General features: G+C 36.0%; 16 protein-coding genes. All 16 read right to left on the bottom strand.

Features of this window, described 5'->3' with window-relative positions; translation table 11 throughout:
• Positions 1-24 precede the first annotated feature (24 nt).
• Positions 25-300, bottom strand: a complete 276-nt coding sequence (locus ACOFKR_RS02975) for a hypothetical protein (protein WP_419802548.1) — start codon at positions 298-300, stop codon at positions 25-27.
• A 68-nt stretch (positions 301-368) separates the two neighbouring features.
• Positions 369-812, bottom strand: a complete 444-nt coding sequence (locus tag ACOFKR_RS02970; protein WP_419803608.1) for a DUF420 domain-containing protein — start codon at positions 810-812, stop codon at positions 369-371.
• Positions 813-966: 154 nt separating this feature from the next.
• Positions 967-1,674 carry an SCO family protein gene (locus tag ACOFKR_RS02965; protein WP_419802547.1) on the bottom strand — a complete coding sequence of 236 codons (708 nt, stop codon included), beginning with the start codon at positions 1,672-1,674 and terminating at the stop codon, positions 967-969.
• Positions 1,674-2,018: a cytochrome C oxidase subunit IV family protein gene (locus tag ACOFKR_RS02960; protein ID WP_419802546.1), complete on the bottom strand. Its 345-nt coding sequence runs from the start codon at positions 2,016-2,018 to the stop codon at positions 1,674-1,676. Before ACOFKR_RS02960 ends, ACOFKR_RS02965 begins: the two co-directional genes overlap by 1 nt.
• Before the next feature lie 16 nt (positions 2,019-2,034).
• Positions 2,035-2,721 (bottom strand): cytochrome c oxidase subunit 3, encoded by a 687-nt coding sequence (locus ACOFKR_RS02955; RefSeq protein ID WP_419802545.1) that lies wholly within the window; start codon positions 2,719-2,721, stop codon positions 2,035-2,037.
• Between the two features lie 16 nt (positions 2,722-2,737).
• Positions 2,738-3,262 carry a cytochrome c oxidase subunit 3 gene (locus tag ACOFKR_RS02950; protein WP_419802544.1) on the bottom strand — a complete coding sequence of 175 codons (525 nt, stop codon included), beginning with the start codon at positions 3,260-3,262 and terminating at the stop codon, positions 2,738-2,740.
• A 60-nt stretch (positions 3,263-3,322) separates the two neighbouring features.
• Positions 3,323-4,177: a heme o synthase gene (gene cyoE / locus ACOFKR_RS02945; protein WP_419802543.1), complete on the bottom strand. Its 855-nt coding sequence runs from the start codon at positions 4,175-4,177 to the stop codon at positions 3,323-3,325.
• Positions 4,167-5,246 (bottom strand): COX15/CtaA family protein, encoded by a 1,080-nt coding sequence (locus ACOFKR_RS02940; RefSeq protein WP_419802542.1) that lies wholly within the window; start codon positions 5,244-5,246, stop codon positions 4,167-4,169. The genes cyoE and ACOFKR_RS02940 overlap by 11 nt, the downstream gene beginning before the upstream one ends.
• 85 nt (positions 5,247-5,331) lie before the next feature.
• Entirely contained in the window at positions 5,332-7,221 is a 1,890-nt protein-coding gene (locus tag ACOFKR_RS02935; protein ID WP_419802541.1) for a cytochrome c oxidase subunit I, read from the bottom strand.
• Positions 7,222-7,228: 7 nt separating this feature from the next.
• Positions 7,229-8,434, bottom strand: coding sequence for a cytochrome c oxidase subunit II (locus ACOFKR_RS02930; RefSeq protein ID WP_419802540.1), 1,206 nt, complete (start codon positions 8,432-8,434; stop codon positions 7,229-7,231).
• Positions 8,435-8,458: 24 nt separating this feature from the next.
• Entirely contained in the window at positions 8,459-9,709 is a 1,251-nt protein-coding gene (locus tag ACOFKR_RS02925; protein WP_419802539.1) for a quinol:cytochrome C oxidoreductase, read from the bottom strand.
• 14 nt (positions 9,710-9,723) lie between these two features.
• Positions 9,724-10,302 carry a c-type cytochrome gene (locus ACOFKR_RS02920; RefSeq protein WP_419802538.1) on the bottom strand — a complete coding sequence of 193 codons (579 nt, stop codon included), beginning with the start codon at positions 10,300-10,302 and terminating at the stop codon, positions 9,724-9,726.
• Positions 10,295-10,831 (bottom strand): DUF3341 domain-containing protein, encoded by a 537-nt coding sequence (locus ACOFKR_RS02915; protein WP_419802537.1) that lies wholly within the window; start codon positions 10,829-10,831, stop codon positions 10,295-10,297. The genes ACOFKR_RS02920 and ACOFKR_RS02915 overlap by 8 nt, the downstream gene beginning before the upstream one ends.
• 2 nt (positions 10,832-10,833) lie before the next feature.
• Positions 10,834-12,300 carry an NrfD/PsrC family molybdoenzyme membrane anchor subunit gene (nrfD, locus tag ACOFKR_RS02910; RefSeq protein ID WP_419802536.1) on the bottom strand — a complete coding sequence of 489 codons (1,467 nt, stop codon included), beginning with the start codon at positions 12,298-12,300 and terminating at the stop codon, positions 10,834-10,836.
• A 22-nt stretch (positions 12,301-12,322) separates the two neighbouring features.
• Positions 12,323-15,367 (bottom strand): TAT-variant-translocated molybdopterin oxidoreductase, encoded by a 3,045-nt coding sequence (locus tag ACOFKR_RS02905; RefSeq protein WP_419802535.1) that lies wholly within the window; start codon positions 15,365-15,367, stop codon positions 12,323-12,325.
• A gap of 44 nt (positions 15,368-15,411) precedes the next feature.
• The gene (locus ACOFKR_RS02900) at positions 15,412-16,692 is read right to left on the bottom strand and encodes a cytochrome c3 family protein (RefSeq protein ID WP_419802534.1); all 1,281 of its coding nucleotides are present in this window, start codon (positions 16,690-16,692) and stop codon (positions 15,412-15,414) included.
• Positions 16,693-16,846 lie beyond the last annotated feature (154 nt).

Here is a 16,846-nt window from a genome sequence, read left to right as displayed (position 1 = left end):
ATTAAACACGTGCTTCGGCAGAAATTAATTCAGGTTCAGCTTTTCTTTACGCATGTTGATTTCGGTGTTTTTCCGCTTAAACCTTTTAAACCAGATGTAACCAACTAATGCTGCGGCTAAATACGGAGCGGCGAGCAAAACTAAAATCCCTTTGTTTAACCCGTCGGCTTTAGTTCCGCCGGCGTTATGCGAACTTTCTACATTGGCTGCACACATAGCGCATTGTGCGGCAACAGGTTGTGTACTTAAAAATGCTAGGAATAAAGCAATAACGGAAAGAAATATTTTTAATTTTTTCATGATGAAATTTATGGCGATAAAAACAGTATGCGGCTATTTATACTGTTTTTATCATACAAAAATAGGGCTTAAAATTGGTAATAAGGCGAAATCATGAGGTAAACAATTACGCCTGTAACGGTAACGTAAAACCAAATGGGCCAGGTCCATCTCACAATTTTTTTGTGCCTTGAAATCTGGTTTTGCAGGGCAAAGTTAAAGCTGAACAAAATCAGCGGTAAAACTAAGGCAGCCAATACAATGTGGCTGATTAAAATAATATAATAAACGTATCGCAAACTCCCGGCAGCCAGTTTTTCGGTTTCAGAAACCACATGATCGCCATTCAAATCGCCAAATTTAGTCTCGGGAGCCAAATAATGGAATATAATGTAGGACACCAGAAACAGCGACGAAAGCACAAACGCCGTTATGTTGATCCTTTTGTGCATTATAATATTTTTTTTCTTTATAAAATATAGAGAAAGCACTAATAAGATGCTACAGGTTCCGTTTAAAACGGCATTGAGCATTGGCAAATAATGAGTAAAAGATGGCAACACTGCCGGAACCGGAAGGATTTTTTTATTTAAGATGATAACAACCAAAAAAACAAAAACAGATACACCGATAATAAAACGAAATATCAATTTATCCTGCTTTAAAAGGTTAGTTTTTTCCATTTGATCAATACAGATTGCTTTTAACTTTTCTTAATTCTTCTGCAATCAGCACTTTAATTTCGTCGTTCAGCTTATTCATTTCGTTTATAGAAGTTCCGTTGTAATAACCTCTTATTCTTCTATCCTGATCGATCAGTATCAGTTTTTCACTATAAATAAAGTTTTCAGGCTGATTGCCCCCGCTGGCAGCAGTTACTAAAAATCCATTTCGGCTAAGCGGATAAATGACGGAAGTATCACCGGTCAAAAACTTCCATTGTTTTTCATTTGCTTTTAAGGAGTTGGCATATTTTTTTAATACTTCGGTGTTGTCAGTGGCCGGATCCACAGTGATAGAAGCAAACCGGACTATGGTGTTGTTTTTAAAATTACTGGCCAACGAATCAATATTTTTATTAATCTCATTACACAAAACCGGGCATTTGGTAAAAAAGAAATTAACCAGTACAATATTGCCTTTAAAACTTTTCATTGTTATCAGTTTATTATCCTGATCGTACAGTTTAAAATCAGGGATCTGGTGATAAACCGTATCATAAATTTTTTTTCCGTGAAATGTTTTAAAAGTTTTGGCTACTTGTTTAGGCCCATAAATTGCCAAAGGTTTGTACCTGTTTTTCCCTTTTGCCTGAAGTAAATAATACAAAAATCCTGGTACAACAAGAATAAGTACCAGGATTACAATATTTTTAAAAGTTTTATTATTTACCATTAAGGCCTGGCAAACAGCCAATAATTACTTTCATTGGTTAAAACGAGTATTAAGCCGATGATAAATAATGTTGGAACTAAAATTGAATACATTAGGCCAATTTTTTCAAAACGTAAGTGCATAAAATAGGCAACAATATAAAATGCTTTGGCCAGAGTAAGCAATATATAAATCGGGTTTGCTACTCCTTGCGGTATGATTTTATGTGGAACTAAGTACAAAGCAATGATAAACTCAATTGCAGTTATACCTAATAAAACAAAAAACACCTGCCATATTTTATGTTTTGATAATGATTCGTGATCATCACCTTCTTGATGAACATTAGGGGATTCTGTGCTCATAATATTTGTTTATAATTTATACCAGGTAAAAAAATGTAAATACAAAAACCCATACCAAATCAACAAAGTGCCAGTACAGGCCAACTTTTTCTACCATTAGATAACTGCCGCGTTTTTCGTATGTACCTTTCAAAACATTGATCAGAATAATTATATTGATAATTACGCCGCTAAAAACGTGAAAGCCATGAAAGCCGGTAATGGTAAAAAACAGATTAGTAAAATTGGTTCCGGTATCTAAACCAGTCGCGCTTTTGAACGGGTTACTTCCCCACCAGGCACCTTCTCCGTGTAAATGAGACCACTCTAAAGCCTGGCAACTTAAAAATATAATTCCGCCAATAACTGTTAAAACCATCCAGTTGGCCACTTCTTTTTTTGCTCCGCGATGGCCTGCTTCTACAGCCAGAACCATTGTAACAGAACTCATAATTAAAATAAAAGTCATCAAACCAACAAAAACCAACGGTGCACCATGATCTTTTATTAACGGAATAGATTGAAATACTTCGTCTGGCATTGGCCACGCTTTTGCACTAAAACGAAGTGCGCCATAAGCCATCAGCAATGCAGAAAATGTAAATGCGTCAGATAGTAGAAAAAACCACATCATCATTTTTCCGTATTCAATAGAAAAAGGTGACCGGCCACCTGACCATGGAGTGGTTTTAATTCGATCGATTGGTGCTACAGTTGTACTCATCTAATTTATAATAGAATTATTGTTGATTCAAAAGTAAAAAAACATAGAGATATATCCATAAAATATCTACAAAATGCCAGAATATGGACGTCATTTCCAAACGAAAAAGATTTTTGACAGGCGGAACGTTTTTATAACTAAAAATCAAACAGTTTATCACCAAAATCAATCCTGCCAAGATATGTACTAAATGTACGCCGGTAAAAATGTAAATGAAAGACTGCGAAGCATTTGGGTTGATGAGATATACACCCATTTTTACAAGTAAACTCCATGCGTAAAACTGAAGCCCGAAAAAACTGATCCCCAAGATTAGAGTTAGCCACAAATACTGTTTTTGCAAGCCAAATTTTAGCTCTTTTGCGGCTTTAAAAGCCAGATACATGGTAACACTGCTTAATAAAATAACGATTGTGCTAAATATAAAAGCATGTGGTAAAACTATTTTAATTCCTTTATTTGCTGATCCTTGTGTATAAACAATAAAACCACTGGTAAAAGCAGCAAACAGCATGAATGAGGTAATGATAAACAACCACATGCTGAACTTTTTTGGTTGCAAGTCCAACCTTTCTTTATCTGTAATGGATTGATTCATCTTTTATTTTCCAACAAAATCAAATAATAGCCCTAATTGTACAACCGGTAAATACAAAAAAGAAGCATACATTAGTTTTTGCGCAGATTTTATGTCTTGCTTAATTAATAAATTAAACGCGTAATAAAAAAATCCAAAACTGCAAAATAATGAAATACCACCGATATACAAACCGCCAAAACCGTAATATGTTGGTAATAAGCTTACCGGAATTAATATCAATGTAGATAAAAACACTATAATAGCACTTGTTGCATCACGTTTTCCGGTTGGCAATAACCTAAAACCAGCTAGTTTATAATCATCATCTAAAACCCAGGCAATGGCCCAAAAATGTGGAAATTGCCATACAAATTGTATTCCGAACAGGATTAAAGCGATATAATCAATTTTCTCGTGTGCGGCAACATAACCAATTAAAGGCGGCAATGCACCAGGAATTGCACCGATAAAAACAGCAATTGGTGATTTACGCTTTGCAGGTGTATAAACAAAAGCATATAAAAAAATAGAAAACACTGATAAATAACCTGTTGTAAGGTTCAGGCTTCCCAATACGTAAGTTCCTCCGATGCCCATAAACAAACTGATTACCAAAGCTTGTCCGTTTGTCATTTTGCCTGATGGAAGTGGTCTATCAGATGTTCTTTTCATCAGCTTGTCCAAATCTTTTTCAATAATCTCGTTAAAACCGTTGGCTGCTGAAGTTACCAAAAAACCACCCAAGATCAACAATCCCCAGTTTGTCCAGTTAATCACTCCATTCACTTTACTTCCGATCAAAAAAGAGATAGAAGCGGAAAATACAACCAAAAATGTCAATCGAAATTTAATTAGTTTAGAAAAATCAGCCCACATGATAACTTTCCCCCTGATTTCCTGCTGAATTAAACAAGTTTAACAACAAATAAAATTGTGCACCAAATAACAAGCTGGCTAAAAAAATATGTGCAATTTGTGCAATTGGTGGCAAACCCATATAAGATAACAACACACCTGCAAATATTTGTAGCATAATTAAAATGAACGTTGTACTCATTAACTGACGTTGAACAGAGCTTCTTTTATAGTACTTTTTTAGAAGCATATAGAGAATTATGTTTATCACAATAACCCCTAATGCTAAATTTTTATGATTAAACAATATATCATTGGCACCATTTACCCAACTTTGCCTACTACCGCCGTTCAATTTTGCAGCATATTCATCTATTTTTTCACGTACTTCTGTACCGATCGTTATTTGAATAATGTCGATCATCAGAGCCAAAACAGTTATTACAATTAATAATGGCTTAGCAGTAACTTTTGAATGGAGTTGTAAATACTTAGATTTATGCCATGTGTAAATGCTAATGGCCAAAATTGCCAACGCAATCAGCATATGCACTGTAACAATCCAAGGAACTAAGTTTGAAGAAACCACAACCGAACCTAACCAAGCCTGAAAAACAATTAAAATCAAGTTAAATAAGCTTAGAAAAACAATTTTCTTGTTTTTTTTCAAATAAGAAAATGAATAAAAAGTTGTGGCTAAAAGAAGCATTCCTGTTACTACTCCGATTAACCGGTTAATATATTCTGTCCAGGTTTTTGCAGGATTAAATTCTTCTTGTTGTCTGTTGGTAACAGAAATGTCTGACTTAACTTTTGAAGCTAAAGACTTATAGCCGAAAGCTTCTAAAACTTTAGCAAAACGTTGATTTTTTTTTAACTGTTTCTCTATATATCGGATACGATAATTATCTGGTAATTGAGATTTTTTTGTAGGTGGAATATATTTTCCAAAGCATTTAGGCCAATCAGGACAACCCATTCCCGAACCTGTACTACGAACAATCCCGCCTGCCAATATGACTAAAAACAGTGCAAAAATTGAAAATAGATTAAAGAATTGAAACTTTGATTCTGACTTTGAATAATTCAAGTTTTTTACAAAAAATTAGGGGTATTTATGAGGATCAATGTCCAACAAAAATACCCCTGATTATTTAATTTATTATCCTCAGAAACTATTTTACCTCTTGAGAATTCTGTTCTAACCATTCTGTTTGCAAACGTTCTACATCTGGATCATCTTCAAAATCATGCGGTAAGTTAGAAGTCATAGTTTGAGAAAAAGGCACCGTTTGAGGAATAAAATCCTGATCATGGCCTGGTTTACTATAATCATACGACCAACGATACACGAATGGAATCTCTCCCGGCCAATTTCCGTGAATACGTTCTATTGGTGTAGTCCACTCCAAAGTATTTGCGTTCCAGGGGTTTTGACTCGTTTTTTTACCGTAAAATATAGAGTAAAAGAAGTTGAACAAAAATGCAACTTGTGCCAACGCAGACATAATAGCAGCCCAAGTAATAAAAGTATTTACAGACAGCCATTGCTTCATTGATTCAAATTCTGTAAAAGCATAGTACCTTCTTGGTACGCCGTCTAAACCCATGAAGTGCATTGGAAAAAAGACTAAATAAGCTCCAACAAAAGTCAGCCAAAAATGCAAATATCCTAACCTTTCATCCATTAAACGACCAAACATTTTAGGAAACCAATGATACACACCGGCTAACATACCAAATATTGCTGCAGAACCCATTACCAAGTGAAAGTGAGCAACCACAAAATATGTATCATGCAGGTTGATATCTAATGCAGCATTTCCTAAAAAGATTCCGGTCAAACCACCAGAAATGAAAAAGGATACCAATCCAATTGCAAACATCATAGCCGGTGTAAATCTTATATTACCCCGCCACAAGGTAGCTAACCAGTTAAATGTTTTTACAGCTGATGGCACCGCAATAATTAAGGTTGTAATCATAAATACACCTCCTATAAAAGGGTTCATACCTGTTACAAACATGTGATGGCCCCAAACAATAAAAGATAATACTGTGATTCCTATTAATGAATATACCATTGCATGATAACCAAAAATTGGCTTTCGGGAGTTAACTGCCATCACTTCAGAAGCAATGCCCATTGCCGGCATAACTACAATATAAACTTCTGGATGGCCAAGGAACCAAAATAAGTGTTCAAATAATATAGGGCTTCCGCCTTCATTTGGTAACACATTTCCATTTAAAACGATATCGGACAAATAAAAGCTTGTCCCCATGCTTCTGTCAAAAATCAACAAAATAACCCCTGCAATTAGCACAGGAAAAGAAAGTACACCTAAAATGGCTGTTAAAAAGAACGCCCAAATAGTTAGTGGCATCCTCCATAAATCCATTCCCTTAGTACGCATATTTAAAATTGTACTAATGTAATTGATGCCACCCATTAATTGTGAAGCCACAAATAATACCATACTTGCTAGCCACAAAGTCATACCCATTTCTGATCCAGGCATCGCTTTTGGTAAAGCTGATAATGGTGGATAAATTGTCCAGCCACCTCCTGCAGGTCCCTTTTGGACAAAAAATGAACTTAACATTATTATACACGCGGTGAAAAAGAACCAATAAGATAACATATTCAGAAATGGTGATGCCATATCTCGAGCACCCAACTGAAGAGGTATCAATAAGTTACTAAAAGTACCACTCAATCCGGCAGTCAATACGAAAAAAACCATGATTGTACCATGTATGGTAACCAATGACAGGTAAAAGTTAGGGTCTAAACGTCCTTCTGGTGCAAAACGACCTAACAACGTTTGCAAAAACGGAAAAGCTGTATTTGGATATGCTAATTGAATCCTAAATAATACTGATAAAATCATTGCTATAACACCCATGATAATTCCGGTTATCAAAAATTGTTTAGCAATCATTTTATGATCCTGACTAAATACATATGTATTCAAAAAAGTCCCCTTGTGATGATGTTCGTCATGATGGTCATCATGTGAATGAACAGCTTCGTGATTATTAACTATTAATGCTGTTGCCATAATCTCTTTATATTTTATTAAAAGCTAATTTATTTTTGATAACAGAATTTGCTGGTATGGTAACTGTCATTTTCAAATCCTTTTTTAATTGATCATTTAAATAAGGTTTTTGCTTTGACAACCACTCTTGATACTCTGCTTGTTTTACAACACGAAAAACTTTTTGCATGTTAAAGTGGTTTCCGCCGCATATTTTATTACAATATAACTTATATTCAAAGTTTTGGTTATCTAATTTGTCACGCATTTCTGCTGTGGTAATAGTAGGAGTAAATTGGAAAAACGTAGGTAACCCGGGTACAGCATTTATCTGTACTCTAAACCAAGGCAAATAAAAACTATGAATCACATCTTGTGCAATTAAGTTTATACGCAAAGGTTTATTCACAGGAACAACTATCTCATCTGCGGTTAGATCATCCAAGCTGTTTTTATCCTTAAAATCTACTCCAATTTTGTTACTTGAAGAAACCAGCTTTGAACTTTTCAATCCTAATTTTCCGTCTTTGCCAGGATATCTTACTTCCCATGCAAACTGGTGGGCTGTAACATCGACATTTAACGCTAATTTTTGTTCTTTAAGAGGTACATCTTGTATATTTTTCCAAGTGATTGAACCGAACACAACTAATAGAGTAAGTACAATTGCTGGAACAATCGTCCATAGTTTTTCAATTGTATTATTGTGTGGTAAAAAATATGCTATACGTGACTGCGTACCTCTATAAATATAAGCGAACGTAAACAACATAATTTGCGTTCCAATAAGCACTATTGTCGTTATAATTAATGTAATATTGAACATTTCATCAATTTTTTGACCATGCAAAGATGCTGCATCAGGTAAGATCATACTTCCATGTACAGTATATTCCCAATAGATGCCATACAATCCAATAGGTAGGAATACGCCAAAACAAACAGCCATTATTCTGTTCCAATCAAGGGCTTTTTTACTTTGCATTTGCAAGGTTAAATCATATATCTTCAGTATCCTTCCAATAATTGCTATCGTAATACAAATTAGCAAAAATAGTAACATATTATAAAAAATCCCTTCCCACATGGTGCTTGCTGTTCCACCCTCTTCAATAGTTGGTGAGTTAACACTTGCCGGTGTACTGGTTTGTGCCAACGCTAAATTTGTAATAAACATTATAATTAAGCCTATTAAAGCTGATGCTGTTTTTACAATGTATTTTTTCAGTTTCATTATCAACTATATTAAACTGCTTAATTAAATGTGATGATTTAAACTTTCTTCCAAGAAAGGATGATTTTTAGGAATTAAAGATGTTTTACTTAAGGCATTTAGCATTAAAAAAGTAAATAACCCTACGAAACCTAAAGCGATACCAACTTCCTCAAATCCAAAACCTCTTCCTTGTGCCCCTACTGTGCCTGGCATAATCATTATGTAATAATCCAGCCAGTGACCGCATAAAACAACTATGCAAACATATTTTAATACTGTAGCAGCTCTTTTAGCATCACGAGACATTAAAAGCAGTACTGGTGCACAAAAATTAATTACAATATTTAACCAGAACCATGGTTTAAATTCCGGTTCCCAGCGTTTATAGAAATAAACACTTTCTTCAGGTATATTGGCATAGTAGGTAAGTAAAAACTGTGCAAACCATACATAAGTCCAAAATATTGAAAATGCAAATATTAGTTTACCTAAATCATGCAAATGATTTTCGGTAATCCATGTCATATATCCATTCTGTCTTAAAACTACTGTAATTAAACCTAAGGCAGCAAGACCACTTACCCACATTGCAGCAAAATTGTACCACCCAAACATGGTCGAAAAAAAGTGTGCCTCTAATGACATGATGACATCAAAAGCAAACAAAGGAGTTGTGAAGCCGAATATTACCAAAAATATAGCAGAAGTTTTGAAGCTTTTGTTATAATTACTCATTCCTCCTATTATATCTTCGTTTTTTGAGTATTTATTTAGCAATGCCCCAAAAATGCTATACAATCCAAGAAATAAAACTAAACGAATAAAAAAGAAAGGCACATTTAAATAACCAGATTTGGCCGCAATTAAGGCGTCGTAATTTGCGCTCCCTTTAACTGTTAATCCTTTTGTTGCCCAATGCCCATAAAGATATGGTTCTACTATTTGTTTTCCTTCATCAATAATTTTATGATTTGTTAATAAGCCTAAACTTATAACTGCAATTAAAACAATTGAAGCATATGGCAAAACCTTTGCATATGCTTGAGGTATCCTAATGAGCGATGAAGACCAACCAGCCTGTGATACATACTGTATTGCACAAAAAAAGACACCTTGCATACATACACATGCAAAATAATAACTCATTAATAACAAGTTCGCAAAAGTACGTTCGGTATGATTTGTTAATATCCCTAATGCAATCGCGATCAAACCGATTGCAATTGCAATAATGCTATAGGTTTTAGCTTTGCCCGAAAACTCGAACTGTTGGTCGTAATTTGAAGCTTTCATCAATTTTTTAGAAATTATATTTTTTGTAATTGGTGAATATATAGTACAACTTTCCAACGCTCATCAGGTGCTAATTGCGAAGCGTATGATCCCATAGCATTCAACCCATAAGTTATGGTATGGTAAATTTTGCCGTCTGTAAGGTCTTTCATAGCTCCGCCTCTTGATGAAGTACCTTTAGAATAAGAAGGGGGTGCCGGATATCCATGTTGAACAACCAATCCATCACCCTGACCTTGTATACCGTGGCAAGGAGAACAAAAATGTTCAAAAAGGATTTTACCATCAGCCAGGTTCTTTTTATCTGCAATGTATTTGTTTACAACTTCCAGACTTGCTTTCTCGTAGCCATCTTTAGTGTTCGGATAATCAAATCTCACAAACCCAATGGGCGTTGTACCAACCGGCGGAACTTGTGCAGTTTTTCCATCTTTAAAATTAGTATTTGCTTGATCTGGATCATATGCAATATGTTCGTACATATTCGGAGCATATTCCCAACCTGTACTACGCTTATCTTTTCCACAAGCAGAAAGTAAAATTGAGACAACAGTAATGACTGATGTAATTTTTAGTGTGTTAAATTTATTCATAGCTAACATATTTTCTGTCGTTATGTTTAATTTCTACAGCACCAGCCTCCTTTAAATATGAATCTATCTCATCATGTGCCAAATTATTTTTTGCATTAATGGCAATTATAAAACGATCATTAGTAGCTCTTAAATCCATCACCCGAGGTGTACGTCCAGGGAAAAGATGATTGGAGTAGAAATAAGTGAATACCATTCCAAAAGAGCTAAACAACACAGTCCATTCAAAACAAATAGGTACAAAATCAGGCACTGCAAAATGCGGTTTTCCACCAATGTTCATTGGCCAGTCATGTACTAACATATAATATAACATACAAAAAGCTACTGTACAACCAATACATCCAAATATAAAAGCAGCAACTGGTAAGCGTGATTCTTTTATACCTAATTTATTTTCGATACCATGAATAGGCATTGGAGTAAATACGTCATAAATAGAAATACCTTTTTCTTTCAAGTTATCAATTCCCTTCAGCATATCGTCAGGATCATCAAAAATGCCAAGTATATATTTTGTATTATTCATGATTAAATATTTGAGTATTCTGATTGTTCAACGCTGTCAAACTTTACCAGACTATCTTTGTAAAATTCAGCTTGTTCCTTGTTAATATGCCCATTTTCTAATAGCTTTTTCTTTGCTTGTTCACTTGAGCTCTTTAACAGTAATTTTACTTCTGCCATTGCTACTGCTGGGAGTACTCTTAAAAATAATAAAAATAAAGTGAAAAAAACGCCGATTGAACCTATAAAAACACTAACATCAACCCAAGTAGGGTAAAACATTGCCCAACTGGACGGAAGAAAATCACGATGAAGCGAAACAACAATAATAACAAATCTTTCAAACCACATTCCAATGTTAACTATGATAGACAGGCCCCAAGAAAGTGCAATATTGGTACGTACCGCCTTAAACCACATCAATTGTGTCATCAATACGTTACAACCATACATCATACATCCTGCCCACCAGTAAGGTCCAATGAATCTATTTAAAAAGGTATATTGTTCATATTCTCCACCAGAATAATAAGCAATAAAAAATTCGGTCAGATAAGCCACACCTACAATAGATCCCGTTAATAAAATAATTTTGTTCATAGATTCGATGTGGAACATTGTGATATAATTTTCAAACCCTAATACTTTACGCGTAACTAACATAAGCGTTTGTACCATGGCAAAACCCGAAAATATAGCTCCAGCAACAAAATATGGTGGGAATATAGTAGTATGCCAACCGGGCTCAAGCGAAGTAGCAAAGTCCATAGATACAATAGTATGCACTGAGAGCACCAATGGAGTTGCAACACCTGCAAGTACTAATGATACAGCTTCAAACCTTTGCCAGGTTTTAACTGATCCATTCCATCCAAAAGATAGAATAGAATAAATTTTGCGTCGTAAACCAGTTGCCCTGTCACGTATAGTTGCAATATCTGGTAATAAACCTGTGTACCAGAATACCAATGAAACAGAAAAGTAAGTGGAAATTGCAAACACGTCCCAAACTAACGGTGAGTTAAAGTTTACCCATAAAACATATTGGTTAGGTAATGGTAAAGTATATAATGCCATCCAAGGACGGCCCATGTGAGAAACTACGTAAGTTGCAGCACAAATTACCGCAAATATGGTCATTGCTTCTGCAGAACGGTTAATAGAGTTTCTCCAGTTTTGACGAAATAAAAGAAGTACTGCAGAAATTAATGTGCCCGCATGGCCAATACCTACCCACCAAACGAAACCTGTGATATCCCAAGCCCAGCCAACAGTTTTATTTAAACCCCAAGACCCAATACCGTACCAAAAAGTATAACTAACTGCTACTAACCAAAGCATTGCTCCAACCGAGGCAAGCGAAAACCCTATCCACCATGCTTTATTAGGGGCATTTTCTACAGGGACCAAGATATCTTCTGTGATTTTAGCGTATGTAATATTGTCCCCTGTTATTAAAGGTTCCCTGATTATAGATTCGTGTGATGACATACTTACGTTTTTTTAATTATAATTAAGCCACATTTTCATTAACATTTCTCACTTTAACTTGATAACCAATTCCTGGCTGCACGTTAAGTTCCTCTAATACATAATAAGTACGCTCGCTTTTTAAAGCTTTGGCAACTTCAGAATCAGGATCGTTAACATTACCAAAAACAATTGCATTTGTAGGACATGTTTGCTGACAAGCTACTTTTATATCACCATCTTTAACAATACGCTGATCAATTTTTGCTTTTAACTTTCCTGCTTGAATACGTTGAACACACATACTGCATTTTTCCATTACACCGCGGAAACGGGTAGTAACATCAGGATTCAAAACCAGTTGAACATGTTCATTGTTCAGATAATTATCAAATCTGGAATCATTCCAGTAATTAAACCAATTAAAGCGTCTTACTTTATAAGGACAATTATTGGCACAATATCTAGTTCCTACACACCTGTTATAAGCCATATAGTTTAAGCCTTCGGAAGAATGAACGGTTGCCAAAACCGGACAAACTGTTTCACAAGGGGCATGATCGCAATGTTGACAAAGCATCGGTTGATAAACTACAGACACATTATCCAGGTCTTCCAATTTATTAATTTCCCTTTCTTCGGTAACTACTTCGTTTCCTTCCTTGAAACTATAATAACGGTCAATTCTGATCCAGTGCATTTCCCGCCGCCGTCGAACTTCGTCCCTACCTACAACAGGAACATTATTTTCGGCATTACAAGCTGCCACACAAGCACCACAACCAGTACATGCGTTCAGATCAATCGCCATAACCCAGTTGTACTGCGGACGATCATACTCGTTCCACAAACTATAAATTTTGTGTCCAGTTTCATGGCGGCCATTAGCAGAAGAAGGATCTTTCAGGTATTTACCAAAAGATGTTTCACGGATAATATTACGGCCTTCGTAAGAATGGTGTGTTTGTGTTTGAGCAAGCACATAAGTGCTACCCGTAGTGGAAATATTTGCTGATACTGTAGACTGGAAAGTACCGTTTTGAAATACATGGAACGGAAAAGCATTTTTACCAACACCAGTGCCTACTTTACCACTGGCGGTACGGCCATATCCTAATGCTATTGAGATGGTTTGATGTGCTTGGCCGGGTTGCAATAATACAGGTAATTCAATGCTATAATCGCCAGAAGTTACTTTTAATACATCGCCTTCTTTAATACCTAATTTTTCAGCATACTTATTAGAAACAGCAGCAAAATTATCCCAGGTAACCTTAGATACTGAATCTGGGAGCTCTTGCAGCCAGGGGTTATTTGCTTTTTTACCATTGCCTAAATTAATAGTCTGATAAATTTGCAACTCTACATTGTTTTCACCTTTAGCCATTAATTGGGTACTACGATTAATAACGTTCTGAGCTACACCATTTAAGTCTCTGCTAAAATTGTAGCTTGTTGCAGCAACATCGGCTGTTTTTATCAATCCTTTTTGCAACAGTGTTTCCCAGCCTGGCTGACCGGAAAGGCCAGCTGATGGCAAAAGTTTAGTTTCCCAATTGTTTTTTACAAATGTGTAATAATCTTTAACCGGGCTTTCACCCCAAATCAATAGATTTTCTTCAAACTGGCGGGTGTTATAAACTGGGTTGATCGTAGGTTGAACAATTGTATAATATCCCGCGAAAATATTGTCATCACCCCAGCTTTCTAAATAATGATGAGCCGGTGCAACAACCTGACAAACAGATGCGGTTTCATCCACACGATCGCTAAAAGAAACTTTTAGACGGACTTTAGCTAAAGCTTCTTTAACATCTTTGCTGTTAAAATAATCATATACCGGATTGGTGTCCATAAAAAACACAGCATCAACCTCGCTACGTTTCATTTCATTGATAAATTCAACAAATTCTGCATCATTGCCAGCATACTGGTAAGATGGATTATCCAAATCTATCGTGGTGCCGTAATTACCAAGCAAAGAATTAATTGCATTGACTAAAACTTGTATGGCAACATCATTACAACCACAAACAACCAGTGATTTGCCTTTAGCACTTAAAAGTTCTTTTGCTACTAAAACCACAGCAGTATCTGCTGACTTATTACTTAATGGTTTTGAACCTGGAAGTGTAGTGCCAGACAAAGCATTGTATAAATTAATAATTGCCAAACCCTCTTCTGAAGGTTTAAGCGGAACACGTGTATCTGCATTAGTGCCTGTCATGCTCATACCAGCTTCAAACTGTATATGACGAGACATTTTTTTATTTTGAAGCGATTGATTGTTTCGGTTAGAAACCCATTGCCCCATAAATTCTACAGGAGAAATCCAAGTACCAAGAAAATCAGCACTAAAACTTACAATTACATCTGCCTTTTCAAAATGGTAATGCGGAAGTACGGCTTTACCAAAACTATTTTGATTTGCCTGGATGATACCCGTGTAAGAGATGGCATCATAATTAATTAATTTTGTAGTTGGATATTTAGCAGCAAAAGAAGCAATTGCATCTTTAGTGGATGGACTGTGAACAGTTGAAGCTACAATCCTGATTTTTTTGCCCCCTGCACCAATTGTGAGCAATTCCCTAATCACAAAATTATCTACAGCTTCCCATGAAGATTCTTCACCATTTAAAACCGGATTTTGTAAACGGGTTACATCATATAAATCTAAAACTGAAGCTTGAGCCTGAGCACTTAAACTGCCTTTTCCAATTAAATCATCCGGGTTACCTTCTATCTTGATAGGACGGCCTTCCCTGGTTTTGACTAAAATCGCCTGGCCGTTATAACTTGAAGTATAATAATTGGCCACACTTGGCGTAACTTCCTCTGGTTTAATTAAATATGGTATTGACTTATGTACAGGAACTTTTTGGCAGGCAGCTAACGTTACTGCCCCAACACCAAATCCTAGTGTTTTCAGGAAATCACGCCGCGGTGTTTTTGCTGATAATCCAGCTCCGCTTAAAACTTCTTCTATTGGAAGCGGCTCGGCAAATTCTCCTTTGTTCAGTTCAATAAACTCAGTCGAATTATGTAGTTCTTCTAAACCTTTCCAGTATTTTTTATTGCTTTCCATTTAAGCTCTGTAAACTGTAATTGTAAATGCTATCTGTTAAAAAATCAATAATGACACTTTCCGCACTCAATACCACCCAATGATGCTGCTGTAACTTTTTCGCCGCGTTTAATACGATCATGAACATCTGTCATGCGGTCGTAATAAGCATTGCCTTTATAGTTAACTTCAGTTCTTTTGTGGCATTGTATACACCATTTCATAGTTAGAGGCGAATATTGATAAACCTCCTGCATCTCCTGGATCTGGCCATGGCATGTCTGGCATCTGATGCCAGCAACTTTTACGTGCTGCGAGTGATTAAAATATGCAAAATCCGGCAGGTTATGGATACGGACCCATTGGATCGGTTTTGCTTTTGTACTATCATATTTCTGGGTTTGCGGATCGTAACCTAAAGCATTATATATTTTTTGGATTTCAGGAGACTCGGTTTTAACAACTTTATGGCAGTTCATACAAACATTCAGAGAAGGAATAGAAGCGTTTTTACCTTTGTAAGCACCGGAGTGACAATACTGACAATCAATTTTCATGGCTCCTGCATGAAGCTGATGAGAGTATTTGATGGGTTGTACCGGCTGATACCCCTGATGCACATTGGTGTTCCAAAGCGTAACCCATGTCCAGCTGCCTAAACCGATTACGCCGCACAATACCACAAAAAACACAAACTTTTTATTTTTGGCCAGGATTTTAACCGTAGCTAAACGATCTACTTTTGGTTTGCTTGTCTCGTCTTCTTCCAGGTCTTCAGGTAAAATACCTTGTTTTTGCAGCAACAATCTTTCTAAAGTACCAATAACCCTGTTCAGTACCAGAATGATCAGGAAAGCAATGACGATCACACCGATCAAACCAAAAACCATTACATTGCTCGGGCCAGAATCAGCAACGGCTGCGCCTGCTGCACCAGCCGGAGCAGCTTTTTTGGCATCTTCTACTTTTTTCCACTCTGCTTTAACGTAACCTAAAATGTCTTTCACATCCTGATCGCTCAGGTTGGTAAACACACTCATTTGAGATTGATTGTACTCGTTGTAAATGGTTAAAGCTTTCGGGTTTTTTGCCGCGATCAAAGCCTGGTTATTCTGGATCCATTTGATCAAATAAGCTTCATCAGGCTCGGAAGTAATGGTTGGGCCCAAAGCCGGGCCGGTCATCCGGACATCAATTTTATGGCAAGAACCGCAATTACTGCTCTTGAACAAAGCCTCGCCTTTCGCCGGGTCTTGCGCATAAACAGAATTGCTTAACGCTGCAAAACCTACAATGATGACCAGTACCTTTGAAATTTGCTTTAAAATCAATGAGAAATTTCTCATAGGATATATTGTGCTTTTAATTAATTGAAGAATCGAAATTGTTGAAACAGCTAAATTTTTTCACAATTGCAGTTCACAAAAGTATCATTTATAAAAATACGACTGACAATGTGATGACTGGTAAAACCAATTTATAAACATTCTAAATAAACTC

Source organism: Mucilaginibacter sp., from assembly GCF_965201005.1.
Classification (GTDB): Bacteria; Bacteroidota; Bacteroidia; order Sphingobacteriales; family Sphingobacteriaceae; genus Mucilaginibacter_A.
The sequence above is the reverse complement of the archived record's forward strand: the minus strand, read 5'-3'. Positions and strand labels throughout refer to the sequence as shown.

Bases quoted from the DNA above. Each gene is read 5' to 3' on its own strand.
- ACOFKR_RS02975 (WP_419802548.1), bottom strand. From the start codon at position 300: ATGAAAAAATTAAAAATATTTCTTTCCGTTATTGCTTTATTCCTAGCA.
- ACOFKR_RS02970 (WP_419803608.1), bottom strand. From the start codon at position 812: ATGCTCAATGCCGTTTTAAACGGAACCTGTAGCATCTTATTAGTGCTT.
- ACOFKR_RS02965 (WP_419802547.1), bottom strand. From the start codon at position 1,674: ATGGTAAATAATAAAACTTTTAAAAATATTGTAATCCTGGTACTTATT.
- ACOFKR_RS02960 (WP_419802546.1), bottom strand. From the start codon at position 2,018: ATGAGCACAGAATCCCCTAATGTTCATCAAGAAGGTGATGATCACGAA.
- ACOFKR_RS02955 (WP_419802545.1), bottom strand. From the start codon at position 2,721: ATGAGTACAACTGTAGCACCAATCGATCGAATTAAAACCACTCCATGG.
- ACOFKR_RS02950 (WP_419802544.1), bottom strand. From the start codon at position 3,262: ATGTGGTTGTTTATCATTACCTCATTCATGCTGTTTGCTGCTTTTACC.
- cyoE (WP_419802543.1), bottom strand. From the start codon at position 4,177: ATGTGGGCTGATTTTTCTAAACTAATTAAATTTCGATTGACATTTTTG.
- ACOFKR_RS02935 (WP_419802541.1), bottom strand. From the start codon at position 7,221: ATGGCAACAGCATTAATAGTTAATAATCACGAAGCTGTTCATTCACAT.
- ACOFKR_RS02930 (WP_419802540.1), bottom strand. From the start codon at position 8,434: ATGAAACTGAAAAAATACATTGTAAAAACAGCATCAGCTTTAATAGGC.
- ACOFKR_RS02925 (WP_419802539.1), bottom strand. From the start codon at position 9,709: ATGAAAGCTTCAAATTACGACCAACAGTTCGAGTTTTCGGGCAAAGCT.
- ACOFKR_RS02920 (WP_419802538.1), bottom strand. From the start codon at position 10,302: ATGAATAAATTTAACACACTAAAAATTACATCAGTCATTACTGTTGTC.
- ACOFKR_RS02915 (WP_419802537.1), bottom strand. From the start codon at position 10,831: ATGAATAATACAAAATATATACTTGGCATTTTTGATGATCCTGACGAT.
- nrfD (WP_419802536.1), bottom strand. From the start codon at position 12,300: ATGTCATCACACGAATCTATAATCAGGGAACCTTTAATAACAGGGGAC.
- ACOFKR_RS02905 (WP_419802535.1), bottom strand. From the start codon at position 15,367: ATGGAAAGCAATAAAAAATACTGGAAAGGTTTAGAAGAACTACATAAT.
- ACOFKR_RS02900 (WP_419802534.1), bottom strand. From the start codon at position 16,692: ATGAGAAATTTCTCATTGATTTTAAAGCAAATTTCAAAGGTACTGGTC.